Annotated in this window: 11 protein-coding genes and 1 pseudogene; 6 read left to right on the forward strand and 6 right to left on the reverse strand. The window is 40.2% G+C overall.

The features are described from left to right. Positions 1-187 precede the first annotated feature (187 nt). Both TY03_RS19165 and TY03_RS23075 read left to right on the forward strand, forming a co-directional pair. A complete protein-coding gene (locus TY03_RS19165; protein WP_042372931.1) occupies positions 188-4,126 on the forward strand; it encodes a DUF3883 domain-containing protein in 3,939 nt (1,312 codons plus the stop codon). Between the two features lie 224 nt (positions 4,127-4,350). Then, a complete protein-coding gene (locus TY03_RS23075; RefSeq protein ID WP_262482538.1) occupies positions 4,351-4,485 on the forward strand; it encodes a hypothetical protein in 135 nt (44 codons plus the stop codon). Between the two features lie 31 nt (positions 4,486-4,516). Here TY03_RS23075 and TY03_RS19170 read toward each other — a convergent pair. The 6 genes and pseudogenes from TY03_RS19170 to TY03_RS19195 form a co-directional block, all read right to left on the reverse strand. Beyond that, positions 4,517-4,992 (reverse strand): annotated as a pseudogene (locus TY03_RS19170) (transposase); the annotation flags it as partial. An 84-nt stretch (positions 4,993-5,076) separates the two neighbouring features. Next, complete coding sequence (locus TY03_RS19175) at positions 5,077-5,334, reverse strand: ATP-binding protein (protein ID WP_262482541.1); 258 nt, start codon at positions 5,332-5,334, stop codon at positions 5,077-5,079. A 174-nt stretch (positions 5,335-5,508) separates the two neighbouring features. Continuing rightward, positions 5,509-6,093, reverse strand: a complete 585-nt coding sequence (locus TY03_RS19180; RefSeq protein WP_042372934.1) for a DNA-3-methyladenine glycosylase I — start codon at positions 6,091-6,093, stop codon at positions 5,509-5,511. Between the two features lie 199 nt (positions 6,094-6,292). Beyond that, on the reverse strand, positions 6,293-7,609 hold the full coding sequence (locus TY03_RS19185; RefSeq protein ID WP_042372936.1) for an SLC45 family MFS transporter: 1,317 nt from the start codon (positions 7,607-7,609) through the stop codon (positions 6,293-6,295). A 56-nt stretch (positions 7,610-7,665) separates the two neighbouring features. Continuing rightward, positions 7,666-9,105, reverse strand: a complete 1,440-nt coding sequence (locus TY03_RS19190; RefSeq protein WP_042366734.1) for an IS4 family transposase — start codon at positions 9,103-9,105, stop codon at positions 7,666-7,668. 149 nt (positions 9,106-9,254) lie between these two features. Next, positions 9,255-10,265, reverse strand: a complete 1,011-nt coding sequence (locus TY03_RS19195) for a LacI family DNA-binding transcriptional regulator (protein ID WP_042372938.1) — start codon at positions 10,263-10,265, stop codon at positions 9,255-9,257. 385 nt (positions 10,266-10,650) lie between these two features. Here TY03_RS19195 and TY03_RS19200 point away from each other — a divergent pair, with 385 nt between their 5' ends. The 4 genes from TY03_RS19200 to TY03_RS19215 are packed head-to-tail and all read left to right on the forward strand — an operon-like array spanning position 10,651 to position 17,823. Further along, positions 10,651-13,620, forward strand: coding sequence for a SusC/RagA family TonB-linked outer membrane protein (locus tag TY03_RS19200; protein ID WP_042372940.1), 2,970 nt, complete (start codon positions 10,651-10,653; stop codon positions 13,618-13,620). A gap of 12 nt (positions 13,621-13,632) precedes the next feature. Continuing rightward, complete coding sequence (locus tag TY03_RS19205; RefSeq protein WP_042372942.1) at positions 13,633-15,180, forward strand: RagB/SusD family nutrient uptake outer membrane protein; 1,548 nt, start codon at positions 13,633-13,635, stop codon at positions 15,178-15,180. A 35-nt stretch (positions 15,181-15,215) separates the two neighbouring features. Next, on the forward strand, positions 15,216-16,352 hold the full coding sequence (locus TY03_RS19210) for a SusF/SusE family outer membrane protein (protein ID WP_042372944.1): 1,137 nt from the start codon (positions 15,216-15,218) through the stop codon (positions 16,350-16,352). Positions 16,353-16,383: 31 nt separating this feature from the next. After that, positions 16,384-17,823, forward strand: a complete 1,440-nt coding sequence (locus tag TY03_RS19215; protein ID WP_042372946.1) for an Outer membrane protein SusF domain-containing protein — start codon at positions 16,384-16,386, stop codon at positions 17,821-17,823. Positions 17,824-17,839: the final 16 nt, after the last annotated feature.

Below are 17,839 nucleotides of genomic sequence, written 5' to 3' on the forward strand. Positions count from 1 at the left end.
AAAGTACTAAATTGAACATTTGTACTTCTATCAACATTAGTGGTTTATTGAACATTTGTGCTTCTATTTCCCCCACTTCACCAAGCCCCAAAACGTTATAGCCAATGGTAGGACGACCGTTCAAGCGACAAATGACCGACCTGAAAAACAATCCTTTTGACCACTGACAAACGACAAAGAGTAAATTATGACCAAAGAAACTTTTATAAACAACTTATGTAAAGAGAATTCAACTTTCAGTTCGACAAGACAGGCTGAAATGGTAGCTAATTTACTGGACACTGTTTCAAGTGACATTTATTCGGAGAGCCAGCGATTTGTATTTGAGTTAATTCAAAATGCAGACGATTCGGCAAATACGACAAATAACGAAGTTCATTTTGACTTTCTACCAAACTGCTTAATTGTTTCTCACAACGGAAAGGCATTTGACGAAAGTGATATTATTTCCTTGACCGGTGCTGGAGCAAGCACAAAAAGAGCAGACCCGACAAAGACAGGTTACAAAGGAATCGGTTTCAAATCGGTATTCGGTAAATCCGAACGAGTAACAATTTTTTCAGACGGTTATCAATTTCGTTTTGACAAAGCAATTCATAAATCAAAACTTCCTTGGCAAATAATTCCATTATGGACAGAGCCAAACGATTTGACAAAGGAAATTCAAGATAGAATTGCGAAAAATGAATACAATGTTTCGACAGTCATTGAAGCTAAAAAAGCAGATTCGCTGCTTTCCGACTTAAATGAATTACTAAATAACGGACAAATACTATTATTCCTTAGAAGGATTTCAAAAATTTCCGTGTCTCAAAACGGAAAAAATATTTCTTCAATAGAAAAGAAAGTTATCAGTCAAGATGTTGCTTTCAATGAAATAACTCTTTCAAAAAACGGAAAGGAAATCAGTTCGTGGCTTACAAAGTCATTTGAAAAGATTCCTATTTCAAACGATACAAAAGAGTCATTAAATCAAGATGACAAGACGCCTGAAAAACTTAAAGAAGCAGAATTTACAGAAATTTCATTTGCTGCAAAGATTGAAGAAGGAAAAATTAAACCTTTGAAAAAAGAGGAGAGTTTAATTTTCACATACCTACCAACAAAGGTTTCTGACTTTGAATTTCCATTTCTTGTAAACGGAAGTTTCATCACTAATGCAGCAAGAGAAGGACTTCACGAAGACAGAATTTGGAATCAATGGCTTTTCAAGTTAGTAGCTGAAAAAATACTCGACTGGTTAGAAATACTTGCTTCAAGCAAATTCAAGTTTCATATTCTTCACTTGCTTCCGCAAAAGTTTAACACAGTGTCAAACGAATTAAAAAATTCGTTTGACACTTCTTTAGACAAGTCGGGAAAAGAAAAAGCATTCGTTCCATCAAAATCATTGAAACTTAAAAAAGCATCAGAACTAATCATTGACAAGACAGGACTTTCAGATTTAAGTTTTATTTCGCCTGACACAGTTATTGATTTTATCAATCAAAAAGAAAGCACAACTTTCAAGAATGATTCGTTTGTAAACTCCAAATTGCAACGCACTGATAAACTTCGTTCATTCGGTGCAAAATTTTTTGATGCAGAAAATCTTGAATCATTTTTTCTCTCTCCTATTTTCAAAGACAACCATCAACCGTCAGAAAATTTTTCTTTGATAGAATACTTCTATACCAAAGCAAACAAAGACGAGAGTAGAGAATGGAATGAAAAACTGAAAGCCATTTCATTCATTTATGCAGAAGGTAAGAAAATAAAAAGCCCGCAAACCGTTTGCTTTCCATCTGTAATTTATGAAACTGAATTTGGAGATGGGGTTACTATAATTCACAGCGAAGTTTATCCAAAGATTGAAAATAACAGCAAGATTAAAAACTGGCTTGAACAACTTGGTGTAAAAGAACCTTCCGACTCAGCATATCTTGAAAATGAAATTATCGGCAACATTGATAACTGTATAAACAAAGACAACTATCTACGAGTAACAAGGTATCTTTTCAATCAACATAAAAAGTCGTTGCTCACCGACTGGCATTTTGATAAACTTCAAGACCTCAGAATATTTACGAAAAGCAAGGAATTCAAACCTGCAAACGAATGTTACTTATCAGATTTTTATGAGCCTTCTCTTAAATTAGAGAAGGTAAACGAAGTAGGCAAATATGTTTCAGAAACATACAAACAGCCCGAGGATTTAATCAGTGAATGGAAAACTCTTTTCCTGAAAATCGGAATCAGTGAAAACATTTCAATGATTCGAATAAAAACGAGTATAAACAGCAATAATGGAATTGAAAAAGAATATTTTATTGAAGTTGGCAATGAAGCAAAGCAAGGGCATAGTTATCCGCATTTAGTAGGTTCATCAAACTCAATTACACTTGACAAGATTCGCTATTCTGAATTTGCAGTTGATTACAAATTCTCAAAAGTGTTTTGGCAACAAGCAATTAAAACTATTCAGATTAGTTCTATTCGACAATATGCTTATATGCCTTGGGGGTATTACGGTAGTCAAGAAGCTATCAAGAATTATTTTTTCTGGAGCATAGAAAATTCGGAAATATTCCCTTCTTCAACAAAGGAATGTTTAACTGCAAAAGAGTTGTTCATTAACGACAAAGAAATTACCGACATAGCAGGGAAATATTTACCTGTATTTGACTATGATGAACCATTACCTGATGAGTGGAGAACGCTTTTACCTTTCAAGGATAGATTAGAGTTGAATGATTACTTGACCGTTCTTGAAAAGATTGCGGAACAAGCAGGGGAAGATGAAATATTAAGAAAATACAACCGCAAAAAGATCGGTTTGATTTATAACAAACTTGCTTCTCTACTTCCAAATTTTTCGGAAGAAAAGAAAGAAGCTATTAAGAATTGGGCTGATGAAAGTAAATTACTTTCAGCTAATGGAAAATTTGAAAATACAAACGAACTCAAGTGGATTAAGATTGACGGATTTACATCCGCATCCGAGAAACTAAAAATTATTCGGTTTCCCGAAAATTGCGACATAAATTCAAAAACATTTGAAGAACTCATTTCACTTTTTCAAGTTCAGATAATTAACAAATTCATTCCCACTTTTGAAAATGAGAAAAAAGAATTCGAATTAAAGAATAAACTTCAAAATATTCTTCCCTATTTCGTTGCTATCATTGAGAAGAAACAATATGCGGAATACACAAAAGAATTTGACCGACTGTTTTCCGTTGTAACAAAAACCGAGTTCTTCAACGCAGCAGAAATAAAACTTTCTTTCAATTATCAAGAAGAAACTATTGAGGGAGCCTCGCTAAATGTTTTCAGAGAGATGAATGGTTTTTATTTCAAAGGAAGATGGAGAAGCCCGATTACGATGTTTACTTTGATTCCTGAGCTTTCTTCGTTGTTAGAAGTAACTGGTTTAAATGATGAGTTACGACTGTTATTACAACTTGACGAAGCTGAGATTATTGAATGGCTGACAGATTTAGGTTACGACATTCCCGACATCAAGACAAAGCCCGAATACCAAAAAGCGAAACAGAAAATTAAAATAGAAATAGCAGCAAAAACTGAAACTACAACCACCACAGAAAATGAAGTTGCAGAACTAGAAGAAGATAATCAAGAGTATATTGAAGTTTCACAGCCCGAAAGTTTTGAACCCGAAGTTAAAGCACAAGACATTGATGCAACATACATCAAACCAAGACGTAAAAAATCTGTAATTGACAATTCAATAAAGCAACCGCAATATCAAGAAATTGCAGACGATGAAGTTCGCTTTGCAATTGGCAGATGGAGTGAGGAATTTGTTTTCAAGAATCTGCATAACTGGGGTAACTATTCAGAAATAGTTTGGGAAAACGAAATTGACGAAAGCGGGAAACCCTATGACTTCAAACTTGTAGAGAACGGAAAAGCAAAATTCATTGAAGTAAAAGGAACACCATCTTCCAAGAAAGACCTTATCTATCTTTCATCTAACGAATGGAATTTAATGTTTGAGCAAAAGGATAATTACATTCTGATAAGAGTTTACAACGCTGGTCAGACAAATGTTTTTCCTGAAATCATAGAAAATCCAAGTCAACATATTGAGCAAGGTTCAATTCAAGTTGCATTACGAGTATGACACGATAACTTAACATAGACAAGGCTTTCCACGAACGGACGACAAGAACCACTGGCTATAACAGGCGTTTGGCAAAAAAGCGGGTGAAGTGGTTAATTGAGCATTCTATCTCGTATCAACTTTTGTGCTGGGTTGACAGATTAGTGCTTCGAAATCCGCTTCTTCGCCAAGCACCAAAACGTTAGCGGTAATTCTATAAGACCAACGTAACCAAGACAGATACAATGGAAATTAATATTGAAAAAGGATATTGGAATTACTTCCAAAAAGACTACAAAAAAGAGCAAGAAGAAACAGGAATTAAGTACCTAAAAAAAGTTAGCGACTATGTAGGAGGCACTGTCCCCAATTCTGTGTAAACTCTATTCGGGTTCGAGCTTTAGTCGAGTGCTAAAGCTCGATTCTGTTTTCAAAGATAACTAAAAATTGATTCATCACAATACCCCAATTTCTAATAGGCATCGTCCATTTCTTTTCAATCTCCCCATAGCCAACCAAACGGACTTTCTGAGGGCATCGTCAGTAGGAAAAGATAATTTTGTTTTGGTATATTTCTGTATCTTGCCATTCAGATTTTCAATTAAATTGGTTGTATAAATGATCGTACGTATCTCTACCGGAAAATCAAAGAAAGCAGTCAAATCGTTCCAGTTGCGATGCCAGCTTTGTACGTCATGGCGATATTTAGAGCCCCATTTTTGCTCAAAATGCTCCAATGCAATGGCTGCTTGATCTCGATTGACGGAGGTATAAATCTCTTTCATATCAGAGGTAAATTCTTTTAAATCCTTCCATACCACATATCGGCAGGAGTTACGTATTTGATGCACTACGCATATCTGAGTGGTCGATTGAGTGTAGATACTAATTGAAAAGTGCGCCGTTTTCTAATTGAAAATTGATCCATTCATAATTCTGTGCAAAAGTAAAATATTAAGTTATTATTTGTTTTATTTCTCCCTCATTTTCTGCGTTTCTTTTAATCTGTAGGACTGTCCACTCATGTTTATCAGGTATGCTTTATGAGTTAACCTATCTACCATTGCCGCCACCAGTACTTTGTCTTTAATAATTTCATTCCACCTGTTAAATGCAAGGTTTGTGGTAATGATTGTAGCCTTTTTCCCTGCTCTGAGTGATAGGTGATTGAAGAGTAACATGGTGGCGCACTTTTCAATTGGAAGACTGGCGCACCTTTCAATTAGTATCTACATTTTTGACCACAAAGGTATACCTACTAAACATCTTACACAAAACAAGTTATAAACACAGCGAACGGAAAATTGTTGATAACCAATATATTTTTTACTTTTAAATGCGTTGACCCTGATCCCTTTTTTAACGTATACACGAGCAAATGATGTAATGCCCCGTTAAACAGCCTATTTGTTGAATTTATTTTTTCGACAAATGCAGCCCATCAGGTGATCGTTGATAAAGCCCGCAGCCTGCAAATGGGCATAACAAATGGTTGTTCCGAAGAATTTGAAGCCTCGCTTTTTCATATCCTTGCTCATCGCATCGGACTCGGCGGAAGATGCCCGAACATCCTGCAATGACCGGGCGTTGTTGATAATCGGTTTCCCGTCGGGGAAAAACGAAAGCGTGTAGTTATAAAAACTACCAAACTCCTTTTGTATGGCGAGAAATAATTTAGCGTTCGTGATTGTCGATTTGATTTTCAGGCGGTTCTTCACAATCCCGTCGAATAACATCAGTCGCTCAACATCTTCATCAGTCATTTGTGCCACTCGTTCGGCATCGAAATTATAAAATGCTTTGCGATATCCCTCACGCTTTCTGAGAATAGTTATCCAACTCAATCCGGCTTGGGCACTCTCCAATACAAGAAACTCAAAGAGTGTTTGGTCATCGGTTACTAACTTTCCCCACTCATTATCGTGGTATTGCACATACAACTCGTCAGTTCCGCACCAACCGCAGCGTCCGTTTACTATATCTTCCATAATCAGAATGAATTACAAATAATACAAGTCATATCGTTACAATAGATTTTGTTTAACTGTTTGATTATCAGTTGTTAAAAGAATACGTATTCTTCTATGCCAAGAGTACGTATTTAACTCACTGTTAACTAGTATATTAATGCAGCAAGGAGTACGTACTTTTTTAATCAATGATAATAATACAGAATTTCCTGCTCTATCAGGGCTTTGTATGTGCTACTGTTTCTTTAATAAAATAGACACAAAGTGCACCTGCCAAAAGAAGTACACCGGCCAGGGTTAGCATATGTACTTGTTGCCCGCCTACCAGGTGTAGCAAGCCACCGCCAATAACTGCTGCCAGAATTTGCGGGATACAGATGGTACCATTGAATAAGCCGAGATAGGCACCCATGTTCTTGCCCGAAACAGAGTTGGTTAAGATGGTGAAGGGCATTGCCAGCACTGCCGACCACGCGCAGCCGATGAGGAAGTAGGAGATGAACAGCAGGTAAGCATCGTCAAAGAAAGAGATGGAAAGAAAACCGATACCTCCCAAAACCAAACTTAAGGAATAGGCCAACTTGCGTGCACTGAACATGGGCAGAACAATGGCCCATAGAACCGAACCGATGGCTTGTACGGCAAATAAAATACCGACCCAATTGCCGGCCTCTTGGTATCCGGCCGACTGAACATCGGTGGTATGCCATACCGTATCGGCAATGGCTCCGGTGGTATAAGTCCACATATACATAAAGGCTGCCCAACAGAATAACTGTACCAAGCCTACCGTCCAAAATACTTTGGGTGCATGTTTCAGCAGTGAGAAGAAGTCGGCCTTTTCTTTCTTTTCATCTGCGGTAATTCCGTGAAACTCTTCAAATTCTTTAGGCGGCATCTCTTTTACTTTGACGCTGGTGTAAACCGCACAAGCAATCAATACCGCTGCCCCGATATAGAATGAGTAGATTACCGAATCGGGCACTGTACCCTTATCGGCCGTATTGCTAATACCGACCCAAGTGAAAATGAATGGAAACAGATAGCCCACCAAGCTGCCTGCATTGCAAAGGAAGCTTTGGATAGAGTAGGCGAGTCCCTTCTGTTTTTCGTTGACCATATCGCCTACCAACATTTTAAATGGCTGCATGGCCATATTGACCGAGGTATCGAGAAACATTAATGAGAGCACACCAAAAACCATGGCTGTGCTTACCATCATGCCAAAGCTTCCGGCATTGGGCAGCAGGCACATCACGATAACGGCTACGATCGAGCCCACAAAAAGATAAGGAATCCGTCGGCCAAAACGTGTCCAGGTTCGGTCGCTGGCCGATCCTATAATGGGTTGTACAAGGATACCTGCCAGTGGTGGAAGTATCCAGAAATAACTCAGACTATGTGGGTCGGCTCCAAGTGTAGCAAAGATACGGCTGATGTTGGAGTTTTGTAGTGCGTAGGCTATCTGCACACCGAAAAAACCGAAACTAATGTTCCAGAGCTTCCAAAAACTTAAATCGGGTTTTACTTTCATGATAGATAAAGGGTTGAAAATATGATTTTTAATTACTCAAGTTTCGGATTTAGAAATCAAGCCGTTTGAGCGTACGCTCGGAGTGCTGCAAGTCGTCTGTCATTTTCTATGATCTGTATCATCAGTTGCTCTTCATCAGCCCCTGTGAGTTCAGCCACGACTGCCACTACTTCTAATATGATTGCCCATATCTTCTCCATAACAGTCAGTTCGTGTACTCCGGCAAAAATATCGTTGAACAACCCACCGATTGTTTCGTAGTCCAGACTCCTTTTTACCGAGGCAAGCAAATTGTAGCGTATCATAACCAGTGATACGTGCGCTATCTGCGAGGAAAAGTCTCTTGCCGAGCATCCTGCAAGATTAAGCAATCGCTTGCTATCGGCAAAGAAAACCTCAATAGCCCAACGCATTGCATAGATTTCATATGCCCGCAAGAAATCAAGTTTTACATTGGTTGTCAGCAATATTTTCCATCCCTCTCTCTTTCCTCTGCGACAGAAGAACAGCCGCACCTTGCGCCCACCGAGCATCACGTCCACCGACGCATAGTGGCAACGGTACCGTCTACTGTATATCACAGATTTAGAGCCCAGCAGCTTACTGATTATGGCTTTTGCCGTCAGTTCACCCCACTTTTTGGTGAGATATTTGGTATTACCCATCTTTGCCATCCCTAACAAGTGAAACTTCTTATGACTGTTGTATACGAAATCGACAAGCCCGGAACAAGTGAACCAACTGTCAACAAGCAGATATTCAAAAGGAATCTTTGCTTTGATGGCGCGTCTGACCATTTCAATGAGTTTCTTTCCCTTACTCATGAAATATTCCTCTTTACGTTTGGCCACATGGGAGTTCTCATCTCGTTTCCTATTATAACGGTTCTGTCGTTGCTTTGCGCTTAACCCCTGTTCCTTACCCTCTACCTTGCCTTTCTCTCCATGCAGAGATGAGTCAAGCATAAACTGGGTGCGCCCGTCACTCCAGCACAGCATAAGCGCTTTATACCCAAGAATACATTTCTGATGAACATGTGAGAATATCTTGCCGATAGACTCCATACGCATTCCGGTTTTAGGCAAGTCAGAGTCATCAGCGATGAGTACTACAGGAAGATGACTCTTCTTGAAATCCTGACGGTTAGTCACTTTGGCTATCAGCTTGACAACAATGCGGTATATCAGATTGCGCCAGTTGATATTATCATGTGACATAAACGAATACAAGACATCCTTCTTGCCGCCGAACATTCGACTTAAAGCCGAATCAGGATAATGGGAAAAACCTTTTATGGCGAAAAACGGCATCAGGACAAGAATCTGAAACAGCTGAAGATTGGTCAACTGACAGTTTTCACGTTTGTTCCCTCCAAGACAACGGCTGTCAAGATGAAGAGACTCTAACAGTCCTGAAAATGAGTCCATCACAGAGCAACGGCGTTTTTCACTCAAAATATTGCGGATTTCTGACGGAATTTTAGTAATTTTGCTCATGGCTTTGAGAATGGTTAATTAGTTGTTTGGTCACTGCTAATTTACTAAATTTCCGAGATTTACGGAAAGTCTCAAAGCTTTTTTTATGTCTAGAATTAGGATGTCAGCCTAAATCCGAAACTTGAGTTAATTATTTTATAGTCGGTAGGCTATTTGGTCGTGCCACGCACAACCAGGTTGGTTCGTACTATTTTATTTGAACTTTTCATCTCGCTATTGCCTTCTATTTTGTCTATCAACAAGGTGATGGCACTTTTGCCTACCTCTTCGCCATGTTGCTCGACGGTGGTTAGTTTGGGATCGGTACTTTGTGCGATGGCCCCATCTGTGAATCCGCAGATGGATACCTCGTCGGGCACCCTCAGTCCTATTAGTTTACATGAGTACAGAATGCCTGAAGCTGTTTCGTCATTGATGGCAAAGAACCCGTCCGGTCTGTTGGGTTGCTCCAACAGGTCGGGAGTGATGGCAATGGCTTGCTCGCGGCTATCACAAAATTTAATCATGCTATTGTCTACCGGAATTTTGTATTTCTTCATGGCATCGAGGTATCCGTTTCTCCGGTTTTTCGTAATCTCCAGATGTGGGTCGGCACTGTAAAAGAAGATACGTTTACATCCGGTCTGTATCATATACTCAACAGCGGCAAATGCTCCGGCATAATCATCGACTACTACCCGTTCGGTATTGATACCCGTACAGATACGGTCGTAAAACACAATGGGAATATTGTTATCAAGTAACTCCTGATAATGGTCGTATTGTGCCGTGTCTTTGGCAAGTGAAGTAATAACTCCGCAAACTCGAGCTCCTAAAAAGGAGTAAACAATCTTCACCTCTTGCTCGTACTTCTCATTGCTTTGTGCTACCAAAATGTTGTATCCGGCTTTGGCAGCTGTCTCTTCGATGCCACTCAATACGCACGAAAAGAAGTGATGCACTAACTGAGGAATAATGACCCCAATCGTGTTGGAACGGCTTGTGCGTAGGTTCAAAGCTAATGCATTGGGTTTATAGTTATGTTCGCGTGCGTACTTATGAATCATCTCTCGCGTTTCCAAACTAATGTCCGGATTATCTTTCAGCGCTCTGGATACGGTAGAGGGAGACACTCCCAATTCGCGAGCAATATCCTTAATGGTGATTTGTGGTTTATTCATAACACAATATTAGTTTCAGTCAAAGGTAAAATAAATCGATAAAAAGACAAAACATATAGTATCCAAGTTTTGTTTCTATATGCAAAAATAGTGTAATCCATAGCATTCTATAGATCGAGTGTTACGTTTCTGGTAGATAGGCTGTGCAAACGATTGCACTTATATAAGAAATGTTCATGTAGGCGCATCTATTTTATTACATCGGGGGGTGCAAACGATTGCGTAGGTGTAAGAGTGAATTTTTCTTTTTTTTTATGTTTATTCATACCGATAAGTATATTTTTGTTTCGTCGTAAGAAAGATACTTGGCGTAAGATCTATTATTCTTGCGATAACCTTAGAAAATCATATTAATTTATATTGTTAACTTTAATTTTTAAAATGCATGAAGCAAGTTAATCTAAGAATCTATCGAATGATTCTGCCCTTGTTATTTGGGCTACTCTTGTCATTAAGCGCTTTTGCACAGCAGATCTCTGTAAAGGGATATGTGAAAGATGCAGCAGGTGAACCTGTCATTGGTGCAAATGTCTTGGTTAAAGGTACTACGAACGGTACAATTACCGATTTAGATGGTAATTTCACGTTGAATGCTCCTAAAGGTGCAATCATTACAGTAACTTTTGTTGGATATAAAACGGCCGAGGTGGCAGCAGCTCCTTCGGTGGTGGTTACCTTGCAGGATGATGCACAGGTGCTTGAAGCCGTCGTGGTTATCGGTTACGGTACAGTGAAGAAGAATGACCTAACCGGTTCGGTAACGGCTATTAAGCCCGATAAGCTGAACCGTGGTTTAACAACGACTGCAACAGATATGATCACAGGCAAGATTGCCGGTGTCAATGTTACCTCGGATGGTGGTGCTCCCGGTGGTGGTGCTACGATTCGTGTACGTGGTGGTTCTTCTCTATCTGCCAGCAATAATCCGTTGATTGTTATTGATGGACTTCCTATTGATAATGACGGAATCAAAGGCGTATCCAATCCGTTAAGCTCCATCAACCCCAACGATATTGAAACATTTACGGTGTTGAAAGATGCTTCGGCTACTGCTATTTATGGTTCTCGTGCATCAAACGGTGTTATCATCATCACTACGAAAAAAGGAGAGGCAAACTCTCGTCCCCGTATTACGTATGATGGCAATGCATCGATTAGTGCTAAAATCAATGAGATCAAAGTAATGAGTGCCGATCAATACCGTGATTTCGTAATTGGAACTTTCGGTGCCGATTCGGGGGCTGCCAAACTATTGGGAAATGCTAATACCGATTGGCAAAAAGAGATTTTCAGAACGGCTTTCGGAACAGACCATAACGTAACCGTTTCGGGAGGTTTGAAAAATATGCCTTATCGTGTATCATTGGGTTATACCAATCAGAACGGTATCCTTAAAACATCCAACTTCGAAAGATATACCGGTTCGTTTAGCTTAAACCCAAGCCTTTTCGATAAACACTTGAATATTAACTTGAATGCTAAGGGGATGATTGCCAACAGCCGCTTTGCCGATACAGGTGCGGTAGGTGCTGCGCTTGCATTCGATCCGACTCAGGTGGTTATGAACGGCAATCCTAAATATGGTGGCTATTTTGCATGGGAAAATCCAATTTCGGGTGAGTTTATTTCAATTGCCTCAAAGAATCCGGTATCTATGCTCGAGCAGAAAAAGGAAACGGCAAACTCTAAGAACTTAGTGGCGAACGCTCAGTTCGATTATAAATTTCATTTCCTTCCCGATTTGAAAGCTAATCTGAATCTGGGTATGGATTTGGCTTCCGGAACGCAGGATCTTTATTATCCCAAAGAATCTCCTATCGGTTATATTGAAAATGGAAAAACAGGTTCCGAAACAATCGATAAATACAATCTTTTGTTGGACTTCTATCTTCAATATTCAAAAGATTTTAATGAAAAGCATCATTTTGATGCAATGGCTGGTTACTCTTGGCAACATTTTCACCGTTCGGTAGAGAATGCTTATAATAATCTTGATAATTCAAACCCAACTTCTTACATCTTTAAGACAGAAAGTTATTTGGTTTCTTTCTTCGGACGTCTGAACTATTCATTTATGAACAAATACTTGATAACAGCTACCTTACGTGACGATGGTACATCGCGTTTTGCTAAGAATCATCGTTGGGGACTTTTCCCATCGGTAGCTTTGGGCTGGAGAGTAAAAGAAGAGGCTTTCTTGAAAGACGTAGATGCTGTTTCTGACTTAAAATTGCGTTTAGGATACGGTATTACCGGTCAGCAAGATCTTCAGCAGGGTGATTATCCTTATATGCCTACCTATTTTGCCGGACAAGACGGTGCTTACTATCAATTTGGTACGGATAAACAGATCGCTATTTCTCGTCCCAATGGATTTAATCCCGATTTGAAATGGGAAGAAACCACCACATGGAATGCCGGATTGGATTTCGGATTTATCAATAACCGCATCACTGCTGCTGTTGATTATTACTATCGTGAAACGAAAGATTTGATCAATGTGATTGACGTACCGGCCGGTACAAACTTCAAAAATCGTATTGTAAGTAATATCGGTTCGTTGAAAAATAAAGGTCTTGAGTTCTCGATCAATGCAAAACCCATCTCAACCAGAGACTGGATGTGGGATTTAGGATTCAATGTAGCTTGGAACAATACAGAGATTACACAACTTACTGCTCAGGACAATGCGGCAACAATCGTTCCTACCGGCTATGTAGATGGTGGTACAGGTACGATGGTACAAGCACAGGGAGTGGGCAATCCGATCAATTCATTCTATGTATACCAACAAGTGTATGACGAAGCCGGCAAACCGATTGAAGGCTTGTATGTAGACCGCAATGGCGATGGTCAGGTAAACGAAAGCGATAAGTATTTCTACAAAAAACCGGCAGCCGATGTAACCATGGGCTTCACCTCTAAACTGATTTATAAGAGTTGGGACTTCAGCTTCTCTTTGAGAGCCAACTTGAATAATTACGTATATAATAATGTGGCATCTTTCAATGCACCTCTTAGCGAAGGTTGGATTAACAACAAAGGCTACTTGTCAAACAGACCTTTCTCTGCCTTTGATACAAATTTCCAGAACTTAAATGTGCTGTCTGATTATTATGTACAGAACGCATCTTTCCTGCGTTGCGATAACATTACGTTGGGTTATTCTTTCAAGAACTTATTTAAGTGTTTGAACGGTCGTGTTTACGGTACAGTTCAAAATCCATTCGTAATTACCAAATACGACGGATTGGATCCTGAAGTTTCAAATGCAGCAGATAAGACTTCGGGTATTGATAAAAACGTATACCCCCGTCCGTTCGTAGGTATTTTCGGATTAAGTCTAAACTTTTAAATAATAACCACTATGAATACTAAGATATTTAAACATATAATTCCAGCTTTGTCTCTGGCTTTGATGATGAATTTCACATCATGTATTGGAGACCTTGATGTGTCGCCAATCGATCCCAACCTGGATGTGGTCTTCAATCAAGACGCTAATTTTGCTAAAATCTATGCCGGATTGGCCATTACCGGTAATCAAGGCCCTGCCGGTCAGCCCGATATTGCCGATACCGACGAAGGTGCTTCCGGTTTAATGCGTATGATGTTCAATATAAATGAATTGACTACCGATGAAGCCATTTGTGCCTGGACGGGAGATACGGATGTGTTTCCGTTGAACTCTACCAAGTTTACTCCATCCAATGGTGTAGTACTGAATATGTTCAACCGTTTGTATATTCAGATTGCCCAGTGCAACAACTTCTTGATACAAACTGCCGGACTTTCGGATGAGAAGACTGCTTTGCAGCGTGCCGAGGTTCGTTTCATCCGCGCCTTAGATTATTACTATCTGGTCGATTTGTATGGAAACGTACCCTTTGTAGATGAAGTAACAGGTATTGGTGCCTATGTGCCCGAAAGAATCACTCGTCCCGACTTGTTCGCTTATGTAGAAAAAGAGTTGAAAGAGATAGAACCTGCACTGAAAGCACCCCGGAGCAATGAATACGGACGTGCCGACCAGGCTGCTGTTTGGATGTTGCTTTCCCGCTTGTATCTGAATGCAGAAGTTTATACAGGAACTGCCAGATGGGCTGATGCTGCTACGTATGCAAAGAAGGTAATGACAGCCGGTTATACATTGGAGCCTGTATATGGCGATATGTTCAGAGCCGACAACAACAACTCACAAGAGATGATTATGCCGATCTGTTTTGACGGTGTTTATGCTCGCTCATGGAGCGGAATGTTCTTTGTATGTAGCTTTATCTCAGGTGATATGGATTTGGAAGCCAACTTCGGAACAAAAGAGGGTTGGGGTGGAAACAGAGCCCGAGTAGCGTTGGTTAAGAAATTTGCAAACGATGGAAATCTGACCAATGTAAAAGATCAGCGAGCTATGTTCTGGACAAAAGATCGTACGTTGGCTATCGAGAAACCAAGTGAGTTCACTCAGGGATATACCGTTGCTAAGTTCAAGAATTTGACCAAAGACGGTAAAATCGGTAGCGACCCTAACAAGCAGTTCCCTGATATGGATTTCCCCTTGTTCCGTTTGGCTGAAGCCAATCTGACATTTGCTGAGGCTACATTGAGAGCCGGTGGTAGCAAAGCAGAAGCAGTGAATGCTATCAACGAATTGCGCAATCGTGCCAAGGCCACCACTATCGGTGAATCTGACTTGACATTGAACTTTATTCTGGATGAGAAATCGCGTGAGTTCTACTTTGAAGCACAACGTCGTGTAGACTTGATCCGTTTCAATAAATTTACTTCCGACTACATCTGGGATTGGAAAGGCGGAGTTGCCGAAGGTACTTCACTTCCCGATTATTTGAAACTGTTGCCTATTCCAATTAGTCAACTCACAGCCAATACGAAGCTGATTCAAAATACCGGATATTGATTCGAAAGATATATAATCATTAAAACAAGATTAAGATGAAAAAATTAAATATAATGGTATGGATGATGTTGGGAGCTTTGGGCCTCTGCTCCTGCGAGTCGGATAGAGACAGCAATCCGGTATTACTAGATCCTACTACCTTTACGCTAAATACACCGGCCTATGCTTCTACTGTATATGATTTGAAGCACTCCAAAACCCTAGAGTTTGCTTGCTCTCAACCCGATTATGGCTTTACAGCATCTACCGATTACACGGTTCAGGTATCTTTGACCGGAGAGTTTAAAGAAGCTGCTGATAAAAACACCCCGGCTACCTATCAATCTCTACCGACAGTACACACTACTGCAAGAATGAATGTAGATGCTCAGGAGTTGGCAGTAGCTATTGTCAATCTATCCGGAATCACAGAAGAGGATAAGTTCTATAAAGATCCTATTAAAGTGTATGTTCGTTTGCATGCTTCGGTAAACGGTGGCATGAAGCCTATTTATTCCAATGTAATTGAATTGCCTAAAGTATTGAGCTATTTTGCACTTGATCCGATGGTAATGCCTGATAAGATGTACATGACAGGAAGTATTTGCGGATGGGATTGGGCGAAGGCTTATCCAATGGTTTCAGTTTATCCTAAAGCTTCGGGAGAGTTCTGGATTATGAAATACTTTGCTGCAAACGATGAGATTAAGTTCAATATGTCAAAAGCTTGGGATGGTACTGAATTTGGATTTACCAACACGGTTATTAATGATAAAGCCAATGCAGGCATCGGAGATAACGGCGGAAACATAAAGATATCGAACCCGGGCTGGTACATTGTGGCTGTTAAAACAACCATTGCAGGCCGTAGTTATACTTATGCTGTCGATTTTCTTGAACCAACTGTGTATGTTTGCGGACCGACTGTAGGTGATAAATGGGGAGCTGATGGACTGAAATTTACGACTCCTACAACTGCTGATGGCGAATTCGTATCACCGGCACTCACCGCCAGTGGAGAGTTGAGACTTTGTGTTGTATTGCCTAAACATGAATGGTGGCATACAGAATTCATCTTCTTCGGTGGTCAAATAGAGTATCGTGCCAATGGCGATGACCAGGATCGTGTTCAGGCAGAGGCTGGTAAGAAAGTCTATCTGGACTTCTCCAAAGGAGCCGGTCGTGTAGAATAATTATAGGATAAATCTAATAAAAAGAATGACAATGAAAAAACTATCATTATATTTCATCTCTCTTTTTACAATCGCAGCATTTACTGCTTGTAATGAGAATTTTGAAGACTGGGCTGCACCACAGACCAACGAACCTGAAGATGCCAAAAGTTTGCTGTTCGAAGTAGCCAATACAAGCACTTCTTTTGATTTGGCTACTATCAGTGCAGACTCGATTGAACTTGCCAAACAGACGAAGCTGTCGAATGATGCGGAGACAACAGTTACCTACGATATCCAGATAGATAAAGCGGCCGACTTTGCAGCAAAACTTCAATGCCCCGCCACTTTGTCAAACGGCAATTTGAAAATAGCAAAAGCCGATTTACAAAAAGTGGTTGAAACGCTATATGGAAAGCGTCCGGAGGCCAGATCGCTGGTTATACGTGTGAATGCTTATGTAGCCACTCCAAAAGAACAAGTTTCTAAAGCACAAAGTAGCAACTTGAATGTCACAGTGACACCGAAAGCACCATTGATCGAATCGGCTTATTACCTGATTGGCAACATGAATGGTTGGGCAGATGCCGATGCATCTAAATTAATCAAGCTGGTTCACAGTGGTAACGATGTTTACGATGATCCGATCTTCACCGCATTATTGAAAGTACCGGCAGCTTGCTATTGGAAAGTGATACCCCAATCTCGCGTCGATGCACTGAATGCAGGTACCTCTTCTAATGTTTGGGGAGATGGTGTACTGGGTTGTGCTATCAATGGTGATACGTCAGCAGAAGGTAAATTGATTACTGCCGATCCTCAAGCGATGCAAATTGAAGCTGCAGGTTGGGTAAGAATTACCTTGAATATGATGGAGTATACTTATAAAGTAGAAGCCTTGGGCGAAATTTCTCCTTATTTGTGGGTACCGGGCAATCATCAAGGTTGGGCACCGGATAAAGCTCCTAAACTATACTCTGCCAATATGGATATGGTTTACACGGGACACCTCTATTTGAATGGTGGCTTTAAACTAACCGGACAACCTTCTTGGCCAAGTGGTGGCGTAGGTGTTGATTACGGATATAGCTATTTCAATACCCTGACAAACAATATCACTGATGATGGTGGCAATTTGGCTGTAGCCGAAGGTTTCTATTATGTGAAATCTAACATGGGAACCAAAGCAATCGAGGCAGCCAAGACCGAATGGAGCATCATTGGTGCTGCCGTAGGCGGATGGGATCCAGCAAACGATGTTGTGATGTCATACGATAAAACGACCAATTGTTGGAGTGTAACAACCAATCTTTTGGCCGGAGAATTCAAATTCCGTGCAAACAAAGATTGGGGCATCAATATGGGAGGTACGGCAGAGAAGTTGACATTTAACAATGGAACCAATCTGCAAATAGCTGCAGCCGGAAATTATACCGTAAAACTTTATCTGACCAATGATGAAAGCAGCTACTGTACGCTAACGAAAAATTAAGTTATGCTTAGAGTAA

This window comes from Bacteroides neonati (assembly GCF_000499785.1).
GTDB classification, from domain to species: Bacteria; Bacteroidota; Bacteroidia; order Bacteroidales; family Bacteroidaceae; genus Bacteroides; species Bacteroides neonati.